Origin of the sequence: Vibrio sp. 2092, assembly GCF_033339635.1 — a bacterium.
GTDB classification, from domain to species: domain Bacteria; phylum Pseudomonadota; class Gammaproteobacteria; order Enterobacterales; family Vibrionaceae; genus Vibrio; species Vibrio alginolyticus.
The window spans coordinates 12,128-29,512 of record NZ_JAWOUY010000022.1; the positions used below are offsets into that span (position 1 = coordinate 12,128).

Consider the following 17,385-nt stretch of genomic DNA (forward strand, 5'->3'; position numbering starts at 1 on the left):
GTGAATACGGAAGATGGATCTAGATAAATTTCTCGAAGGCATGCTGGCGCTGAAAGCGTCGGATCTTTACATCACGGTTGGAGCGCCAATTCTATTTCGTGTGGATGGCGAATTGCGTCCGCAAGGGGAAAAACTCACCGAGGGCGATGTGGCTGCATTACTCGACAGCGCTATGGAACCAGATCGGCGTCAGGAATTTCGTAAAAGTCGCGAGTCGAATTTTGCCATTGTGAGAGACTGTGGCCGCTTCCGTGTGAGTGCCTTTTTTCAACGCGAGTTACCAGGCGCAGTGATTCGTCGTATTGAAACTAATATTCCTACTTTTGAGCAGTTAAAGTTACCGTTAGTGTTGCAAGATTTGGCAATAGCTAAGCGTGGTTTGGTGCTGGTGGTCGGTGCTACTGGTTCGGGTAAATCGACCACTATGGCGGCGATGACAGGCTATCGAAACAGCAATAAAACCGGGCACATTTTGACGGTCGAAGATCCGATCGAGTTCGTGCATGAACACAAGCGCTGTATCGTGACTCAACGTGAAGTTGGGTTAGATACGGAAAGCTATGAAGTTGCGCTTAAAAACTCGCTGCGCCAAGCACCAGATATGATTTTGATTGGTGAGATCCGTAGCCGTGAAACAATGGAATACGCGATGACCTTCGCCGAAACGGGTCACCTGTGTATGGCAACGTTGCACGCCAACAATGCAAACCAAGCTTTAGAGCGCATTCTTCACTTGGTACCGAAAGATCAAAAAGAACAATTCTTGTTCGATTTGTCGATGAACCTAAAAGGCGTGGTTGGTCAGCAGCTGATCCGAGATAAAAATGGGCAGGGACGTCATGGTGTATTTGAGATCTTGCTAAATAGTCCACGTGTGTCGGATTTGATTCGTCGCGGAGATTTACATGAGTTGAAGTCAACCATGGCTCGCTCAAATGAGTTTGGTATGCTGACGTTCGATCAATCTCTTTATAAGTTAGTGATGCAAGGTAAGATCAGCGAAGAGGATGCACTACATAGCGCCGACTCGGCGAATGATCTGCGCTTGATGTTGAAAACGCAGCGTGGTGAAGCATTCTCTACGGGCAGTTTGGCGAACGTTAAGATCGATATGGATTAATCCAATCCAGAAACAAAAAAAGGTTGGCAGGAGCCAACCTTTTTTCATTGTGCTTAAAGTGTTTACTCATCCCAAAGGGCTTCAAACCAGCTTTCTAGAATCACCACTGCTGACTGGCAGTCAACATTACCTTTCGATAGGGCTTTGTAGCCGCCCATGCTGAACAACTCCGCACGAGCTTCTGCAGTAGATAAACGCTCATCATGCAGTTCAACAGGCAATCCGTATCGGCCTTGCAGACGCTTAGCAAATTTTCGTGCACGAGGGGTTATGGTCTCAAGGTCTTTACCATGCAGATCGGTCGGTAAACCGACCACTAGCAAATCTGGTTGCCACTCTTTGATTTGCTTTTCGATATCGTCCCAGTTTGGAATACCGTCATTGGCTTTAAAGGCTTTTAATGGGGAAGCTGTACCAGTAATTTCTTGGCCAATAGCGCTACCAATGCTTTTGGTTCCAAAGTCAAAAGCCATAATTGTGCGTGACATAAGGTGTCTCTATCTAATGTAACTGTATATTTGGACTAAGCATGTCCAGAGTCTGCTGAAAGGTGACTTGGGTCGATACCCAGCTTTTCGACCGCTTTCTTCCAACGCTCGTTGATTGGTGTATTAAAGATAATTTCAGGCGTCGCTTCAATGGTGAGCCAAGAGTTTTCGACCAGCTCACTTTCTAATTGGCCTGCACTCCAACCGGAGTAGCCAAGTGCCACTAAGTAATCACTTGGTTCTGCTTCTGTTCCTAACACCGATAGAATATCACGCGAAGTGGTTACCGCGAGGTCATCGGTCATTTGGACGCTGGACTCGTAGTAATCTTTGGGTTTATGCAAAATAAAACCACGATCTTCCGAGATTGGGCCGCCATTGTAGACTGGTCTATCTAGACTGGCTTCAAACAGGCGCGGGTGTACTGGCTGAACTTCCACCTGCTTGAGCATGTTGCCGACGGTGATATCAACAGGAGCATTGATCATCAGCCCCATAGCGCCGTCTTCGTTGTGCTCACAAACGTAGATCACGCTGTTTTGAAAGTACGGATCTTTCATCCCAGGCATGGCAACCAAAAAGTGATTTGTGAGATTCATACTCATATTGACCCTTAACTCTCGTAAATGCCCTTAAGCAAACATCATACAGTTTACCATCTAGGTATGTGCATGAGTTTGCTTAAGTTAATGTACTACGCTCTCTATTAACTGTAATACAGTTTGAGTTATTCGCCTTTTACTCGACGCTCAATCGCATCCATCAGCTTGCCTGTGATTGAGATATCAAAAGCAGCTTCAATTTCGCGAATACAGGTTGGGCTGGTGACGTTGATTTCTGTTAGCTTGTCGCCAATTACGTCAAGGCCAACAAAGATAAGGCCTTTTTCTTTCAGTGTCGGAGCAACGGTTTGCGCAATTTTGAGGTCGGTTTCGCTTAGCGGACGAGCTTCACCAGTACCACCAGCGGCTAGGTTGCCGCGCGTTTCGCCTTTAGCAGGAATGCGTGCTAGACAGTAAGGCATAGGTTCGCCATCTACCACTAAGATACGTTTGTCACCGTTGCTGATGTCTGGCACGAAGGTTTGCGCCATTGCGTAGTTTTGACCGTGGTTAGTCAATGTCTCGATGATCACAGAGACGTTTGGATCGTTTTCTTTCACACGGAAGATGGACGCGCCACCCATACCATCAAGCGGTTTCAGGATGACATCACCATGTTTTTCACGAAATTCTTTAATTTTTTCTGCTTTTCGCGTCACGATCGTTGTAGGTGTCAGCTCTGGGAACCATGCTGTAAACAGCTTTTCGTTACAATCACGTAAGCTTTGAGGCTTGTTAACGATCAGTGCACCTTGTTCTTCTGCACGCTCAAGGATGTAAGTCGCGTAGATGTATTCAGTATCAAACGGAGGATCTTTACGCATTAGCACCGCGTCTAGCTCAGACAGTTCGATAGTTTGCTCTGATTTGAACTCGTACCAACCGTTTGGATCTTCTTTTAGTTCTACCACTTTAGTATCTGCAATGGCAACGCCTTGATCGAGATGCAGATCATTCATTTCCATGTAGTGGATTTCATAGCCGCGTCGTTGCGCTTCAAGCATCATGGCAAAGCTAGAGTCTTTTTTGATGTTAATGGACGAGATTGGGTCCATTACGATACCGAGTTTGATCATTATTTTTCTCCGTTTAACCAAGATCGCCGAAACGAACTTGTAAGGCTGTAATTGCTGTCAGAGCCGCTGTTTCGGTACGCAGAACGCGAGGGCCGAGTAGCGTTTCTTCAAATTGGTATTCTCGAGTCATCTCGATTTCTTCAGACGATAAACCGCCTTCAGGACCGATCAGTAGGCGCACTTTTTCAACCGGGGTTGGCAAAGTGTTGATTGAGTATTTAGCACGAGGGTGAAGGTTAAGCTTTAAACCATCGTACTCTTCTTTACACCACTCTTCCAAGCTCATAATTGGACGAATTTCGGGCACGACATTACGCCCACATTGTTCACAGGCACTGATGGCGATTTTCTGCCATTGCGCGAGTTTTTTCTCAAAACGCTTTTGGTCAAGCTTGACACCACAACGTTCAGAAATCAGAGGAGTGATGGTATTGACGCCAAGTTCAACAGACTTTTGGATGGTGAACTCCATCTTATCGCCACGTGAAATGACTTGGCCAAGGTGCAGATCTAAAGGGGATTCAATACTGCTTTCTACACGCTCGGTGATGTTAACCAAAACTGATTTCTTGCTGACTTCACTGATAACCGCTGGGAACTCTGCGCCACTGCCGTCAAAAAGGAGAACGTCTTGGCCTTCTTTCATGCGCAAAACACGACCGATATGGCCTGCTGCGTCGTCACTTAAAGCAAGTGAGCCAAGTTGATGAATGGTTTCTGGATGATAAATTCGAGGGGTACGCATGAGATTTCCAGCAAGAGAATAAACTTAAACCCTAACATGGATGCTTTGCACCGAAAAAACAAGGGGCAAGAAGCGTTTCAATATCAGTAATTGAAACGCTTCGAGGTCGGAGGTTACAGTGCGCGGCAGGCTTCTTGAACAAATGGGTTGTGATTGCCCTGTACTTTTGCAATGCGCTCGTCACGCTCACATTCCCATTTATCGACAGGATAGGTTTTGTTCCAAGCACTCATTAATTGCGTTTGCTGCTTCGACAGTTTGAAACCGTACTCTTTGCTCATGTATAGATAGGTGCGAGCAATTGAGCCACGCGCACGGTCTGGTGGCATGACTTTACGCTGCTTAAAGTTCACTTGCATCTCACAGCGACCATAACTCACGCCATCCATACCGTTCCATTGGCTGAAGTTGTAGTTCGAACGGTCACCGTTTACTTCACCAATAGCAGGAGTTAGGTTGTGTAAGTCTGCTTCCATCAAACGAAAAGTTTTGTCTTTTTTCTTACAGTTTTTACGTCCGCCATCTTGCCAGCATTGACGCTGGTGGCCAAATTGCCACGCAGGAACAACGTGCTCCCATTCGATTCGTGCAGCCCGTTTTTCTTGTTTACGGACTTGGTAACCGCAAGAGGCTAAATCGGGTAAGCCTTTCTTGCCTTGCCATTGAATGTTACAGCCACAGTAGAAGCTTGTTGGGTGGTCTTGATAAATTTTGACCGCCTCACGTTTGGCTGCAGAGAATGAGCTCGGTGGCGCGGCAATCGCAGTGCTAGAAAGCGCGATAAGCAACAGAGAGAATAAGTATTTCATGATAAAAGTCTTTATAAAGTATGACTTTATTCATGATAACACGCATAAAATAGCTTTAGTGATGAGTAAGTTAACAATAATTGGCGAAGGGAAGGTTTTGATCAACTCGATCTTTATTTTGGGAACGCAAGTAACACTATGAGGTAAGGGCTACGATAACTGAATGCCGGTGAAGTTAAGTGGTTGGCGGCATTTTTGACAAGAGTACGTCGCCTCTTTGCGCAGTACTTTATTATGGCGGCGAATCGATAGAGGGTAGGTCATACAACCACAACGATACTCAAAGGTTTTACCTTGAACGGATTTTACTTCAAAGTTGTGAGTGGTTTTGGCTGGTACGTTAAATACGGCTTCCATGACGCCTTTCCATTCTTTGCCGTGAGGCCTAACTCGCCCGTAAACCTGATAAGTAATCAGGTGTGCTACTTCATGAGGAATGACTTCATCTAAGAATGCTTGGGTGTTTTCGCGAAATAAAACAGGGTTTAGGCGTACTTGATTTAATTGAAGGTAGGCCTTTCCTGCCGCTTTCCCACGGACGTCGAAGGTGATTGTTGGAATCGGGAAAGAACGTTTGAAAGCTTGTTCTGCCATCGCGATACAGCCCGCCATCACTTGCTTGGCTTTATAGCTGAGTTCTATATCCACAATTCACCTCGATAAATCAAATAAAAAAGCCCCCGCATTTGCGAGGGCCAGATCATAGCATCAGTTAATTATGGTGTGTGTTTTTTCTTGATGGTGGCATGGTAAGCGTGCCATGTACCGTAGCCTAGAATTGGCATGGTAAACAACATTCCGATCCCGTAGGTCGCAAAGCCGATAAGAATACCGCCACAGATGATCGCTGCCCAAACAATCATTGCTGGAATGTTGGATTTCACGGCATTAAAGCTGGTAAATACAGCGGTCATCATGTCTACGCGACGCTCCATCATGAGCGGAATAGAAAAGGCTGAAATACTAAACACCACACAAGCCAAAACAAAGCCAACTAAAGAGCCGATGACAAGGAAGGGTAGAAACTCACTTAAAGGTGCCCCTTGAACAGAAGGGTAGAGCGCATGAAGTAGAGCGGCAATGCGCATCCAAAATATCATACACACTGCGAGTAACACGGCGAACGCCCATTGAGATGTTGAGTTACGACCGATCGCTTTCATTGAATGGAACAAGCTTGCTTTGTGTCCGCGCTCTCTCTCCCAACTGGCATCATACAAGCCCAGCGCGAGAAACGGACCGATTAACATGTAAACAATCAAACTGGGCATGACGACCAAGTGTGTGCCTTGCCACTGTACGAGCAAAACAATGCCTATGGCAGCTGCCATAAAACAGATGCCATAGAAAGCACTAATAAGCGGCATTCGCACGAAATCATGCAGACCTAATGCGAGCCAATGAAAAGGTGCAGAAAGATTGACCGTATTGCACGGTATAGTTCTGGCGTATTCGTTGTCTGGCACTTCCTTTCGTTTGTTGTGGAAGTCCGATGGATTAACAGTTCGAGGCATAACTCCTCCTTGATTTATTCCCACATTATCCGCTTATACCAACTGACAGCGGTTTTTGTTCAGTCAAACTTGAAGCGACTTTTTCAAGTTTACATCTGAGCATTGGCTTAGTTTGGTATCGGCCATAAAGATGCCTGACTCATGTCTTTACTTAAGTGTTGCTTCCACAGTCGCCAGCATCCGACGTCTCTATTTAAATTGGAGTTAACAATATTTTAACTATTGGCGGAGATGGGATAATTTACAAATAATTGCTTAAAATTTATTCGGTATAAAAATGAGGGAGAAACAGGACTGCTTTGTGGCGCAGGGCGGTATGAGCCGAAATGGCTGGATAAAAGTTGCTGAAAATAAAAAGCCCCCGCCATAGGCGAGGGCTTGATTGATTCTTGCTTGGCTTGATTATTTGATGCCAGCGAAATCGCGTAGAAGTGCAGCTTTGTCTGTCGCTTCCCACGGGAATTCTTCACGACCGAAGTGACCGTATGCCGCTGTCTTCTTGTAGATAGGTTGAAGAAGGTTAAGCATTTCTTGTAGACCGTATGGACGTAGGTCGAAGAATTGACGAACCGCTTCAATGATGATGTCGTGAGGTACTTTCTCAGTACCGAACGTTTCCACCATGATAGACGTTGGATCAGCAACACCTATTGCGTAAGAAAGTTGGATCTCACAACGGTCAGCCATGCCTGCCGCTACGATGTTTTTCGCTACGTAGCGTGCTGCGTATGCTGCACTACGGTCAACTTTTGATGGATCTTTACCAGAAAACGCACCGCCACCGTGACGAGCTGCGCCGCCGTAGGTATCTACGATGATCTTACGACCAGTTAGGCCACAGTCACCCATAGGACCACCGATTACGAAGCGACCGGTTGGGTTAATGAAGAAGTTTGTTTCTTTGTTGATCCACTCAGAAGGTAGCACTGGCTTAATGATCTCTTCCATTACCGCTTCACGCAGGTCTGAAGTTGAGATTGAGTCACAGTGTTGAGTTGAAAGAACAACCGCGTCGATACCAACGATGTTACCTTGATCGTATTGGAATGTTACCTGAGATTTTGCATCAGGGCGCAACCAAGGTAGTGTGCCGTTTTTACGAACTTCTGCTTGCTTTTGAACAAGACGGTGAGAGTAAGTAATTGGCGCTGGCATTAGTACTTCAGTTTCGTTACAAGCGTAACCAAACATGATGCCTTGGTCGCCTGCACCTTGTTCTTTAGGGTCAGCTTTATCAACACCTTGGTTGATATCTGGTGACTGTTTACCGATTGTGTTTAGTACCGCACAAGAATCTGCGTCAAAGCCCATATCTGAATGTACGTAGCCGATTTCACGAACGGTTTCACGAGTTAACTCTTCGATGTCTACCCATGCTGAAGTCGTGATTTCACCACCCACCATTACCATACCGGTTTTAACGTAAGTCTCACATGCAACACGAGCCTTTGGATCTTGCTCTAGAATCGCGTCAAGAACCGCATCAGAAATCTGGTCTGCAATTTTATCTGGATGACCTTCTGATACTGACTCAGAAGTAAACAGGTGCTTAGCCATGTTAGCTCCACTATATCTGGTTTAAAACTGGGGAATGATAAACTCTCCAGCGCAAATTAATACTAATTTTTGTAGGTGTATCTACATCTAGACGTCTATTCTAAATTTGATTGCTCGAATTACAAGCTCTTTTTTGGTTTTTGTTATAACCAAACGTTTGCCTGATTTATTGATAATTTTAAGAACTTCGAACGATTTGGCGCGAAAGGTGCAATATTTGTGAGGTTTTGGACTGGAAAACGTTTGCACACCCAACAGGGCTTTGAGAGAATTATGACCTACTTTTCGTTTCGCTTAATGTACTCAGGAGCAGACATGTCGTCTCGTAAACATCTTGCCAATGCAATTCGTGCTCTAAGCATGGATGGTGTTCAACAAGCTAACTCAGGCCACCCAGGCGCACCAATGGGTATGGCTGATATCGCTGAAGTTCTTTGGCGCTCTCACCTAAACCATAACCCTTCAAACCCAGAGTGGGCCGACCGCGATCGCTTTGTGCTGTCAAACGGTCATGGGTCAATGCTTATTTACTCTCTACTGCACTTAAGCGGTTACGAGCTATCTATTGACGATCTGAAAAACTTCCGTCAATTGCACTCAAAAACCCCAGGTCACCCAGAGTACGGCTACGCGCCTGGTATCGAGACAACAACGGGTCCTCTAGGTCAAGGCATCACTAACGCTGTTGGTATGGCGATCGCAGAGAAAGCACTAGCGGCACAGTTCAACAAAGAAGGTCACGATATCGTTGACCACTTTACGTATGTGTTCATGGGTGACGGCTGTCTAATGGAAGGCATCTCGCATGAAGCATGCTCTCTTGCTGGGACGTTAGGTCTAGGCAAACTGATCGCGTTCTGGGATGACAACGGCATTTCTATCGACGGTCACGTTGAAGGCTGGTTCTCTGACGATACACCTAAGCGTTTTGAAGCGTACGGCTGGCATGTAATCCCAGCAGTCGATGGTCACGACTCAGACGCGATCAACGCAGCAATTGAAGCAGCAAAAGCGGACCCACGTCCTACGCTTATCTGTACCAAAACAATTATCGGTTTCGGTTCTCCTAACAAGTCTGGTTCGCACGACTGTCACGGTGCACCACTAGGTCACGATGAAATCCAAGCGGCTCGCGAATACTTAGGTTGGGAGTACGGCCCATTTGAGATCCCGGCAGATGTTTACGCTGATTGGGATGCAAAAGAAGCGGGCGCCGCGAAAGAAGCAGCTTGGAATGAAAAATTCGAAGCATACGCTGCAGCTTACCCTGCTGAAGCGGCAGAGCTTAAACGTCGTCTAAACGGCGAACTTCCTGCACAGTGGGAAGAAAAAGCGAACCAAATCATTGCTGATCTTCAAGCAAACCCAGCGAACATTGCATCACGTAAAGCATCGCAAAATGCACTAGAAGCGTTTGGTCAAATGCTTCCTGAGTTTATGGGTGGTTCTGCTGACCTAGCGCCTTCTAACCTGACCATGTGGTCTGGTTCTAAGTCTCTAGAAACGGAGGACTTCTCTGGCAACTACATCCACTACGGTGTACGCGAATTCGGTATGACTGCTATCATCAACGGTATCGCATTGCACGGTGGTTTCGTTCCTTACGGCGCAACATTCCTAATGTTCATGGAATACGCTCGTAACGCAATGCGTATGGCTGCGCTGATGAAAATTCAGAACATCCAAGTTTACACGCATGATTCGATCGGTCTTGGCGAAGATGGCCCAACTCACCAACCTGTTGAGCAAATGGCGTCTCTACGTGTAACTCCAAACATGAGCACATGGCGCCCATGTGACCAAGTTGAGTCTGCAGTTGCATGGAAACTAGCGATTGAACGTAAAGATGCACCAACTGCACTTATCTTCTCTCGTCAAAACCTAGCGCAACAAGAGCGTACTGCTGAACAAGTCGCAGACATCGCGAAAGGTGCTTACATCCTGAAAGATAGCGAAGGTAAGCCTGAGCTAATCCTTATCGCAACAGGTTCTGAGGTTGAGCTTGCAGTGAAAGCCGCTGAGCAACTAACTTCAGAAGGCAAGAAAGTACGCGTTGTTTCAATGCCATCAACAGATGCATTCGACAAACAAGACGCCGCTTACCGTGAAGCTGTACTGCCATCAGACGTAACGGCACGTATCGCTATTGAAGCGGGCATTGCTGATTTCTGGTACAAGTACGTTGGCTTCGACGGTCGCATCATCGGTATGACAACATTCGGTGAATCTGCACCTGCTGGTCAGCTATTCGAGATGTTTGGCTTCACGACTGAAAACGTAGTGAACACAGCAAAAGAATTGCTAGCGTAATTGCAGGACCGTCTAAACAGTCGAACGTAAACGACAACTGTTAGATGCTAAAGTTAGAAAGGCCATCATTATGATGGCCTTTTTATTTTTGTCAGGTTTTCCAACCTTGTGGAATGCTTTGGCGAATGCAGTCTAAAAGTACGGATAAGCGCAGTGGTGGTCGTCCTGCTGGTGTATAGCAGTTAATGGAAATAGGCTCAGAAAGCCAACCTTCTAAGCAAGGTGCGATTCGCCCTGGGTGATGTTTCTCATAGCCGCATGCTGTCCAAGTCGGCAGCAGTCCAATACCATGACCATTCGCGATACTGTCTATTTGCATTGCTATGTTGTCGCTGTATAAGCGACTAACAAAGGGTTCTAAAAAGAACTCACCGTGTTGAGGGTGTGCTAGCATCAATCCATTTTCTTGCACTGAACCAAAATCGATCCATGGATGTGCTTCAAGTTCTTTGGGGTGCGGTATAGGCCCATGTTGTTTTAGATAATTTGGAGAGGCAAAAGGCGTATAGCGAAATACCCCCAGCACTTCTTTTCGCCAGTCTAGCTCTTTACGTTCGCCGAGCCAGATGAACAAATCTGGGTCATGATGCGCCTCAGAAAAGTCACTGGTAAGTTGAACTCTAACATCGGGATTATCAGCAAGAAAACGATTGAGTACGCCGCCGAGCCAGCTTCTAACTAAGGCAGTGTGACAAACAATATGCAGTGGCCCTGAAACTTGGTTCGTTAAACCTTGAAGTGCATCATAACTCTCTTCACTTAACTCAAGAATCTGGCGACTGTAGTGGGCAAAGATTTCTCCAGCTCTTGTCAGAACTAATCGATTACCTTGCCTAGCGGTTAGAGCCTGACCGAAGTCTTCTTCTAATTGTGCCAAGCGACGACTTAGCGTTGATTTTGGCTGATTAAGGGCTTTAGCAGCGGCTGTCAAACTTTTATGCTGATTGAGCGCATCAAAGGCTCTAATTGATGCTAAGTCGTGCATATTTCTTTTACTCCTTACTGCGTTATGTACGAGTTCCATAAATGGAAAGAACCGTTCCATAACTCTCACTATGCATCTCATTCTATTTGTGAATAATTCACTTTCGAAAATAATAATCATTATCAATTATGGAGATGTAGATGTCTACTCTTAGACTGCCAGTTATTACCGCAACTGGTATTTTAGCCTTCGTCAGTGTCCCTCATGTTTTTGCCAATGATGCAGTTTCTAAAATGGAAACAGTGGTTGTAACTGCATCAAGTTATGAGCAATCTCAAGCGGACGCGCCTGCAAGTATTAGTGTGATTTCACGTGAGGAGTTGAACTCTCGTTATTACCGCGATGTGACTGATGCACTAAAAAGTGTGCCAGGTGTCGTCGTGACAGGTGGTGGTGATACCACCGACATTAGTATCCGTGGTATGGGTTCTAAATACACTTTGATACTGGTCGACGGTAAACGTCAAAGCACGCGTGAAACTCGTCCAAATAGTGACGGTCCTGGTATCGAACAAGGTTGGTTACCTCCTCTTCAAGCGATTGAGCGAATCGAAGTTATTCGTGGCCCAATGTCGACGCTTTACGGTTCTGATGCGATTGGTGGTGTGATTAACGTCATCACACGAAAAGATGCGCTAGAGTGGACGGGTAATGTTCAACTGGGCACGGTACTACAAGAGAATAGCCGCTCAGGGGGAGAGCAGAGCGCGAACTTTTTCGTTAATGGTCCGTTGGCTGAAAATTTATCTCTCCAAGTATATGGTCAGTACACAACCAGAGAAGAAGATGACATCGAATACGGTTATGAAGATAAAGATATGCAGAGTATCTCTTCAAAACTGACTTACCAGATTAATGATCGCCACTCGGTGCAATTAGAGGGCGGCACGTCGGCACAAAGTCGTCGTGGCAATGTGGGCCTTTCAGTGCCGACTACTGGGTGTCGTGGTGGGTGTGAAGACTCACTGAATGAATATCGTCGTAATTACGTAACGGTAAGCCACAACGGTGATTGGGATTCGATTGGCATTTCAGATACTTACTTACAGCGAGAAGAGAGCGAGAACAAATCTCGTGAGATGACGATCACCAACACCACGTTCAAATCGAGCTTGGTGACTGGTATTGGAAACCATACGTTGACGACGGGTGTGGACGCTACTCATGCAGAGCTTGAGGATTTCACCTCCAACAAAGCGTCGTCGAAGACTGAAACATCGAATACGCAGTGGGCTGTTTTCATTGAAGATGAATGGAGAATCGCTGATCCGTTTAGCGTTACGCTTGGTGGTCGTCTAGATCATGACGAAAACTATGGCACGCATTTTAGTCCGCGTGTTTACGGTGTATGGCGAGTTGACCCGTCTTGGACGGTGAAAGGCGGTGTGGCAACAGGTTTCCGTTCTCCACAATTACGTGAAATTACTCCTGGCTGGGCGCAAGTCAGTGGTGGCGGTAATATCTACGGTAACCCAGATCTTGACCCTGAAACGTCGCTAAACAAAGAAATCAGCGTCTTGTATCAAGGTGATTCTGGCTTAGATGTCTCTTTGACAGCGTTCCATAACGAATTCAAAGATAAGATCACACGTGTTGTTTGTCCAGACACTATCTGTACTGATGGTCCAAACCAATGGGGCGCAGATCCAACGTACCGTATTAACGTGGATGAAGCCGTCACACAAGGTATTGAAGCGACCTTAGCATCGCCGTTAACGGAAACCATTTACCTTAGCTCGAGCTACACATTTACCGACTCAGAGCAAAAAACAGGTGAATACAAAGGCATGCCGCTGCAGCAGTTACCAAAGCATCTGTTTAATGTGGATGTGACTTGGCAAACGACAACAGATCTAGAGAGCTGGGCGAAAGTCACGTACCGAGGTAAAGAAATGGATCCGGTTACTGGCCCATCAAGAAACAGTATTGTAGAACCAGCTTATACCTTTGTGGACGCCGGTGTGACATACCAGTTAACCGACAATACTCGTATTAAAGGCGCTATCTATAACTTACTGGACGAGGAAATCAGTTACGAAGAATACGGATATATTGAAGATGGTCGTCGCTACTGGTTAGGTTTAGACGTCGCATTTTAATTATCTATCGTTGTAATAAGGTCGAGCATAGTCTCGACCTTTTTTAATCCTGCTTTACTTTGATTCAACAGGTGCGTTTGTCAGCCTGATCAGGTAGTATCTGTGACACGAAATTTTTGGTAGGGCGAAGGATAAATGCTAAAGGTTGCGATCAATGGATTTGGACGTATAGGTCGTAATGTTCTGCGAGCGGTGTATGAAAGCGGAAAACACCAGCAGATCAAGGTTGTGGCGGTAAACGAACTAGCACAGCCAGAGGCGATGGCACACCTACTGCAATATGACACCAGTCATGGTCGCTTTGGTAAAAAAATTTCCCATGACCAAGAACATTTGCATGTTCATCATGACAGCGGTGAATATGATTCCATTCGCATTCTCCATCTCTCCGAAATCGAATTACTTCCTTGGCGTGATTTAGAAGTTGATATCGTCTTGGATTGCACTGGCGTATTTGGTTCGCAAGCGGATGGGCAAGCGCATATAGAAGCTGGCGCGAAGAAAGTACTGTTTTCGCACCCGGGCGCAAACGACCTAGATAATACGATTATCTATGGCGTGAACCACGAAACTCTGAAAGACGAGCACCGTGTTGTCTCCAATGGCTCTTGCACCACCAACTGTATCGTTCCCATCATTAAAGTATTAGACGAAGCCTTCGGCATAGAGTCTGGCACCATTACCACAATTCATTCGTCCATGAACGATCAACAAGTAATTGATGCGTATCATAACGACTTACGCCGTACCCGCGCTGCAAGCCAATCTATTATTCCGGTGGACACTAAGTTGCATAAGGGGATTGAAAGAATCTTCCCGAAATTTTCCAACAAATTCGAAGCAATTTCTGTTCGTGTTCCAACGGTTAACGTCACTGCAATGGATTTAAGTGTCACAATTAGTACAAATGTGAAAGTTAATGACGTAAATCAAACCATTGTTAACGCATCTCAGTGTACATTACGTAACATTGTTGACTATACTGAATCGCCACTCGTTTCCATCGACTTTAACCACGACCCCCATAGTGCGATTGTGGATGGAAGCCAGACTAGAGTGAGTAACGGGCAACTCGTAAAAATGCTCGTTTGGTGCGACAACGAATGGGGCTTTGCTAACCGGATGCTGGATACTGCCTTAGCAATGCAAGCTTCTTCGCAAGTGGAACAGTAATAACGAAGAAGTGATGGAGAATTTTTATTTCAAGCCTTGAAATAAATCCATAATATCTCCATATCTATAACCAGTTTGAAGAATTAACAGGCTTGGCAGGGTTGCCGAGTTTTCAAAAACTTTAATTATTAAATATTTGAGAGGACACATCATGTCTGTAATCAAGATGACTGACCTGGATCTTGCAGGTAAACGTGTATTTATCCGTGCTGACCTAAACGTGCCAGTAAAAGACGGTAAAGTAACTTCGGATGCACGTATCATCGCATCTCTTCCAACTATTAAGCACTGCCTAGAAGCAGGCGCTAAAGTAATGGTTACGTCTCACCTAGGTCGCCCAACTGAAGGTGAATACGCTGAAGAGTTCTCTCTACAACCAGTGGTTAACTACCTAAACGACGCACTAGATTGCGAAGTGAAGCTAGCAAAAGACTACCTAGATGGCCTAGAGCTAAATGCGGGTGAACTTGTTGTTCTTGAAAACGTTCGCTTCAACAAAGGCGAAAAGAAAAACGACGAAGAGCTATCTAAGAAATACGCAGCACTATGTGACGTATTCGTAATGGACGCATTCGGTACGGCTCACCGTGCTCAAGCATCTACTCACGGCGTTGGTATGCACGCAGACGTAGCGTGTGCTGGTCCTCTACTAGCGAACGAACTAGAAGCGCTAGGCAAAGCAATGGACAAGCCAGCTCGTCCAATGGTTGCTATCGTAGGTGGTTCAAAAGTTTCTACTAAGCTAACGGTTCTTGAGTCTCTATCTAAAATCGCTGACCAACTCGTTGTTGGTGGTGGTATTGCTAACACATTCATCGCAGCTGCTGGCCACAACGTTGGTAAGTCTCTATACGAAGCAGACCTAGTTGAAACAGCTAAGAAGCTAATGGACGAGTGTGCAATTCCAGTAGCAACTGACGTTGCATGTGCGAAAGCATTCGACGAGAACGCAGAAGCTGAAATTAAGCACGTTTCTGAAGTACAAGACGACGACATGATCTTCGACCTTGGTCCAGATTCAACAGCTGAACTAGCTGAAATCCTTAAAAACGCTAAGACTATCCTATGGAATGGTCCAGTAGGCGTATTCGAATTCAAGAACTTCGAAGCAGGTACTAAAGGTATCTCTGAAGCTATCGCAGCTTCTGAAGGCTTCTCTGTTGCAGGCGGTGGTGACACGCTAGCAGCTATCGACAAGTTCGGTATCAAAGCGGATGTATCTTACATCTCTACTGGCGGCGGCGCTTTCCTTGAGTTCGTAGAAGGTAAAGTTCTTCCAGCAGTAGAAATGCTAGAAGCACGCGCTAAGTAATTAAAGCAAAGCGGGGGAGTGATTCTCCCGCTTTCTTGTTTGCTGCAACGTGTGAGGAACTCTGCTAGAATAGCCTCAGTTGTGAGCAAACGTTTGCAAGATTTTCAACTTAACAAGTTTTGTTTAAAAACGACAGATAAATAGGATTACATCCATGTCTAAGATCTTCGACTTCGTAAAACCAGGTGTTATCTCTGGCGATGACGTTCAGAAAGTATTTGAAGTTGCAAAAGAAAACAGCTTTGCACTTCCAGCAGTAAACTGTGTGGGTACTGACTCTGTAAACGCAGTACTTGAAGCAGCTGCAAAAGTTAAAGCTCCAGTTATCGTTCAGTTCTCTAACGGTGGCGCTGCTTTCTTTGCTGGTAAAGGTCTAAAACTTGAAGGTCAAGAAGCTCAAATCCTAGGTGCTGTTGCTGGTGCGAAATACGTTCACGCTGTAGCTGAAGCTTACGGTGTTCCAGTAATCCTACACACTGACCACGCAGCTAAGAAACTACTTCCTTGGATCGACGGTCTACTAGACGCTGGTGAAGAGTACTTCGCGCAAACTGGTAAGCCACTATTCTCTTCTCACATGATCGACCTTTCTGAAGAGTCTCTAGAAGAGAACATCGAAATTTCTGCTAAGTACCTAGAGCGCATGGCTAAAATGAACATGACTCTAGAAATCGAACTAGGTTGTACTGGTGGTGAAGAAGACGGCGTTGACAACTCTGATATGGATGCGTCTGAACTATACACTTCTCCAGAAGACGTTGCATACGCATACGAGAAACTAAGCGCAATCAGCCACCGTTTCACTATCGCAGCATCTTTCGGTAACGTACACGGCGTATACAAGCCAGGTAACGTTGTACTAACTCCAACTATCCTACGTGATTCTCAAGCGCACGTTTCTGAGAAATTCGGTCTTCCAGCGAACTCTCTAAACTTCGTATTCCACGGCGGTTCAGGTTCTTCTCTAGAAGAAATCCGTGAATCTATCGGCTACGGTGTAATCAAAATGAACATCGATACTGATACACAGTGGGCTACTTGGGATGGTATCCGTAAGTTCGAAGCTGAAAACCACGATTACCTACAAGGTCAGATCGGTAACCCAACTGGTGAAGATGCACCAAACAAGAAGTACTACGATCCACGCGTATGGCTACGTGCAGGCCAAGCTTCAATGGTTACTCGTCTAGAGCAAGCATTTGCTGACCTTAACGCAGTTGACGTACTATAATCGTTACTGATTAAGTTACTTAAAAACCCGCTCTTTGAGCGGGTTTTTTTATGTCTATCATTTTCTTCCCCTCTGCTTTCTCCCGATATTTTTATGCGTTAGGTTGTATTTGCTAGTGAGATATCTCACCTTTAACGTTTTTTTAAAGAAAACATGGGAATATCAGTCTTAAGAGTGGCGAAATCAGAGTGCATTGCGTAACCTGTAACAAGTCAGTGTCAGAAAGCTCTGATAAAGTCTTGTTTTGCATATCTTTGCGAAACTCTGACTTTGAAAAAAGTCAGAGTTGGGATATTGTGCCAAAAATCTGACACTGTTCAGTGGAGCAATAGGGATGTTGTTTTAGAAAAGAGCCTTTAAAAAA

General features: G+C 45.5%; 15 protein-coding genes. 6 read left to right on the top strand and 9 right to left on the bottom strand.

Features of this window, described 5'->3' with window-relative positions:
• The first annotated feature begins 13 nt into the window (after positions 1 to 13).
• Positions 14 to 1,120, top strand: a complete 1,107-nt coding sequence (locus tag R7P80_RS25325; protein ID WP_005384523.1) for a PilT/PilU family type 4a pilus ATPase — start codon at positions 14 to 16, stop codon at positions 1,118 to 1,120.
• 62 nt (positions 1,121 to 1,182) lie between these two features.
• On the opposite strand, the gene ruvX is transcribed toward R7P80_RS25325, so the two are convergent.
• The 8 genes from ruvX to metK form a co-directional block, all read right to left on the bottom strand.
• A complete protein-coding gene (ruvX, locus tag R7P80_RS25330) occupies positions 1,183 to 1,608 on the bottom strand; it encodes a Holliday junction resolvase RuvX (RefSeq protein ID WP_053304143.1) in 426 nt (141 codons plus the stop codon).
• A gap of 35 nt (positions 1,609 to 1,643) precedes the next feature.
• Positions 1,644 to 2,207, bottom strand: coding sequence for a YqgE/AlgH family protein (locus R7P80_RS25335; protein WP_005381020.1), 564 nt, complete (start codon positions 2,205 to 2,207; stop codon positions 1,644 to 1,646).
• A 128-nt stretch (positions 2,208 to 2,335) separates the two neighbouring features.
• Positions 2,336 to 3,286 (bottom strand): glutathione synthase, encoded by a 951-nt coding sequence (gene gshB / locus R7P80_RS25340; RefSeq protein ID WP_005381021.1) that lies wholly within the window; start codon positions 3,284 to 3,286, stop codon positions 2,336 to 2,338.
• Positions 3,287 to 3,299: 13 nt separating this feature from the next.
• Positions 3,300 to 4,031 carry a 16S rRNA (uracil(1498)-N(3))-methyltransferase gene (gene rsmE / locus R7P80_RS25345; RefSeq protein ID WP_017821890.1) on the bottom strand — a complete coding sequence of 244 codons (732 nt, stop codon included), beginning with the start codon at positions 4,029 to 4,031 and terminating at the stop codon, positions 3,300 to 3,302.
• Between the two features lie 113 nt (positions 4,032 to 4,144).
• Complete coding sequence (endA, locus tag R7P80_RS25350) at positions 4,145 to 4,840, bottom strand: deoxyribonuclease I (protein WP_025768831.1); 696 nt, start codon at positions 4,838 to 4,840, stop codon at positions 4,145 to 4,147.
• Positions 4,841 to 4,990: 150 nt separating this feature from the next.
• On the bottom strand, positions 4,991 to 5,488 hold the full coding sequence (locus R7P80_RS25355) for a SprT family zinc-dependent metalloprotease (RefSeq protein WP_054866486.1): 498 nt from the start codon (positions 5,486 to 5,488) through the stop codon (positions 4,991 to 4,993).
• 68 nt (positions 5,489 to 5,556) lie between these two features.
• Positions 5,557 to 6,354 carry a DUF2189 domain-containing protein gene (locus R7P80_RS25360; RefSeq protein WP_005381026.1) on the bottom strand — a complete coding sequence of 266 codons (798 nt, stop codon included), beginning with the start codon at positions 6,352 to 6,354 and terminating at the stop codon, positions 5,557 to 5,559.
• Positions 6,355 to 6,756: 402 nt separating this feature from the next.
• Positions 6,757 to 7,911 (bottom strand): methionine adenosyltransferase, encoded by a 1,155-nt coding sequence (metK, locus tag R7P80_RS25365; RefSeq protein WP_005384541.1) that lies wholly within the window; start codon positions 7,909 to 7,911, stop codon positions 6,757 to 6,759.
• 315 nt (positions 7,912 to 8,226) lie between these two features.
• Between metK and tkt the strand changes: the two genes are divergently transcribed.
• A complete protein-coding gene (gene tkt, locus R7P80_RS25370) occupies positions 8,227 to 10,221 on the top strand; it encodes a transketolase (RefSeq protein ID WP_225492048.1) in 1,995 nt (664 codons plus the stop codon).
• Between the two features lie 91 nt (positions 10,222 to 10,312).
• Here the strand turns inward: tkt and R7P80_RS25375 are convergent, their stop codons facing one another.
• Positions 10,313 to 11,206, bottom strand: coding sequence for a LysR family transcriptional regulator (locus tag R7P80_RS25375; RefSeq protein WP_225492049.1), 894 nt, complete (start codon positions 11,204 to 11,206; stop codon positions 10,313 to 10,315).
• Between the two features lie 140 nt (positions 11,207 to 11,346).
• On the opposite strand from R7P80_RS25375, the gene R7P80_RS25380 reads away from it, so the two are divergent.
• The 4 genes from R7P80_RS25380 (at position 11,347) to fbaA (ending at position 17,021) form a co-directional block, all read left to right on the top strand.
• The gene (locus R7P80_RS25380; RefSeq protein WP_225492050.1) at positions 11,347 to 13,305 is read left to right on the top strand and encodes a ligand-gated channel protein; all 1,959 of its coding nucleotides are present in this window, start codon (positions 11,347 to 11,349) and stop codon (positions 13,303 to 13,305) included.
• A 135-nt stretch (positions 13,306 to 13,440) separates the two neighbouring features.
• A complete protein-coding gene (gene epd, locus R7P80_RS25385; RefSeq protein ID WP_005384545.1) occupies positions 13,441 to 14,478 on the top strand; it encodes an erythrose-4-phosphate dehydrogenase in 1,038 nt (345 codons plus the stop codon).
• A 151-nt stretch (positions 14,479 to 14,629) separates the two neighbouring features.
• A complete protein-coding gene (locus R7P80_RS25390) occupies positions 14,630 to 15,790 on the top strand; it encodes a phosphoglycerate kinase (RefSeq protein ID WP_005384547.1) in 1,161 nt (386 codons plus the stop codon).
• A gap of 154 nt (positions 15,791 to 15,944) precedes the next feature.
• On the top strand, positions 15,945 to 17,021 hold the full coding sequence (gene fbaA / locus R7P80_RS25395; protein ID WP_005380996.1) for a class II fructose-bisphosphate aldolase: 1,077 nt from the start codon (positions 15,945 to 15,947) through the stop codon (positions 17,019 to 17,021).
• Positions 17,022 to 17,385: the final 364 nt, after the last annotated feature.

Coding starts and splice junctions, on each gene's coding strand:
- R7P80_RS25390 (WP_005384547.1), top strand. CDS start 14,630: ATGTCTGTAATCAAGATGACTGACCTGGATCTTGCAGGTAAACGTGTA.
- epd (WP_005384545.1), top strand. CDS start 13,441: ATGCTAAAGGTTGCGATCAATGGATTTGGACGTATAGGTCGTAATGTT.
- R7P80_RS25380 (WP_225492050.1), top strand. CDS start 11,347: ATGTCTACTCTTAGACTGCCAGTTATTACCGCAACTGGTATTTTAGCC.
- tkt (WP_225492048.1), top strand. CDS start 8,227: ATGTCGTCTCGTAAACATCTTGCCAATGCAATTCGTGCTCTAAGCATG.
- R7P80_RS25375 (WP_225492049.1), bottom strand. CDS start 11,206: ATGCACGACTTAGCATCAATTAGAGCCTTTGATGCGCTCAATCAGCAT.
- R7P80_RS25325 (WP_005384523.1), top strand. CDS start 14: ATGGATCTAGATAAATTTCTCGAAGGCATGCTGGCGCTGAAAGCGTCG.
- ruvX (WP_053304143.1), bottom strand. CDS start 1,608: ATGTCACGCACAATTATGGCTTTTGACTTTGGAACCAAAAGCATTGGT.
- endA (WP_025768831.1), bottom strand. CDS start 4,840: ATGAAATACTTATTCTCTCTGTTGCTTATCGCGCTTTCTAGCACTGCG.
- R7P80_RS25335 (WP_005381020.1), bottom strand. CDS start 2,207: ATGAATCTCACAAATCACTTTTTGGTTGCCATGCCTGGGATGAAAGAT.
- R7P80_RS25360 (WP_005381026.1), bottom strand. CDS start 6,354: ATGCCTCGAACTGTTAATCCATCGGACTTCCACAACAAACGAAAGGAA.
- fbaA (WP_005380996.1), top strand. CDS start 15,945: ATGTCTAAGATCTTCGACTTCGTAAAACCAGGTGTTATCTCTGGCGAT.
- metK (WP_005384541.1), bottom strand. CDS start 7,911: ATGGCTAAGCACCTGTTTACTTCTGAGTCAGTATCAGAAGGTCATCCA.
- gshB (WP_005381021.1), bottom strand. CDS start 3,286: ATGATCAAACTCGGTATCGTAATGGACCCAATCTCGTCCATTAACATC.
- rsmE (WP_017821890.1), bottom strand. CDS start 4,031: ATGCGTACCCCTCGAATTTATCATCCAGAAACCATTCATCAACTTGGC.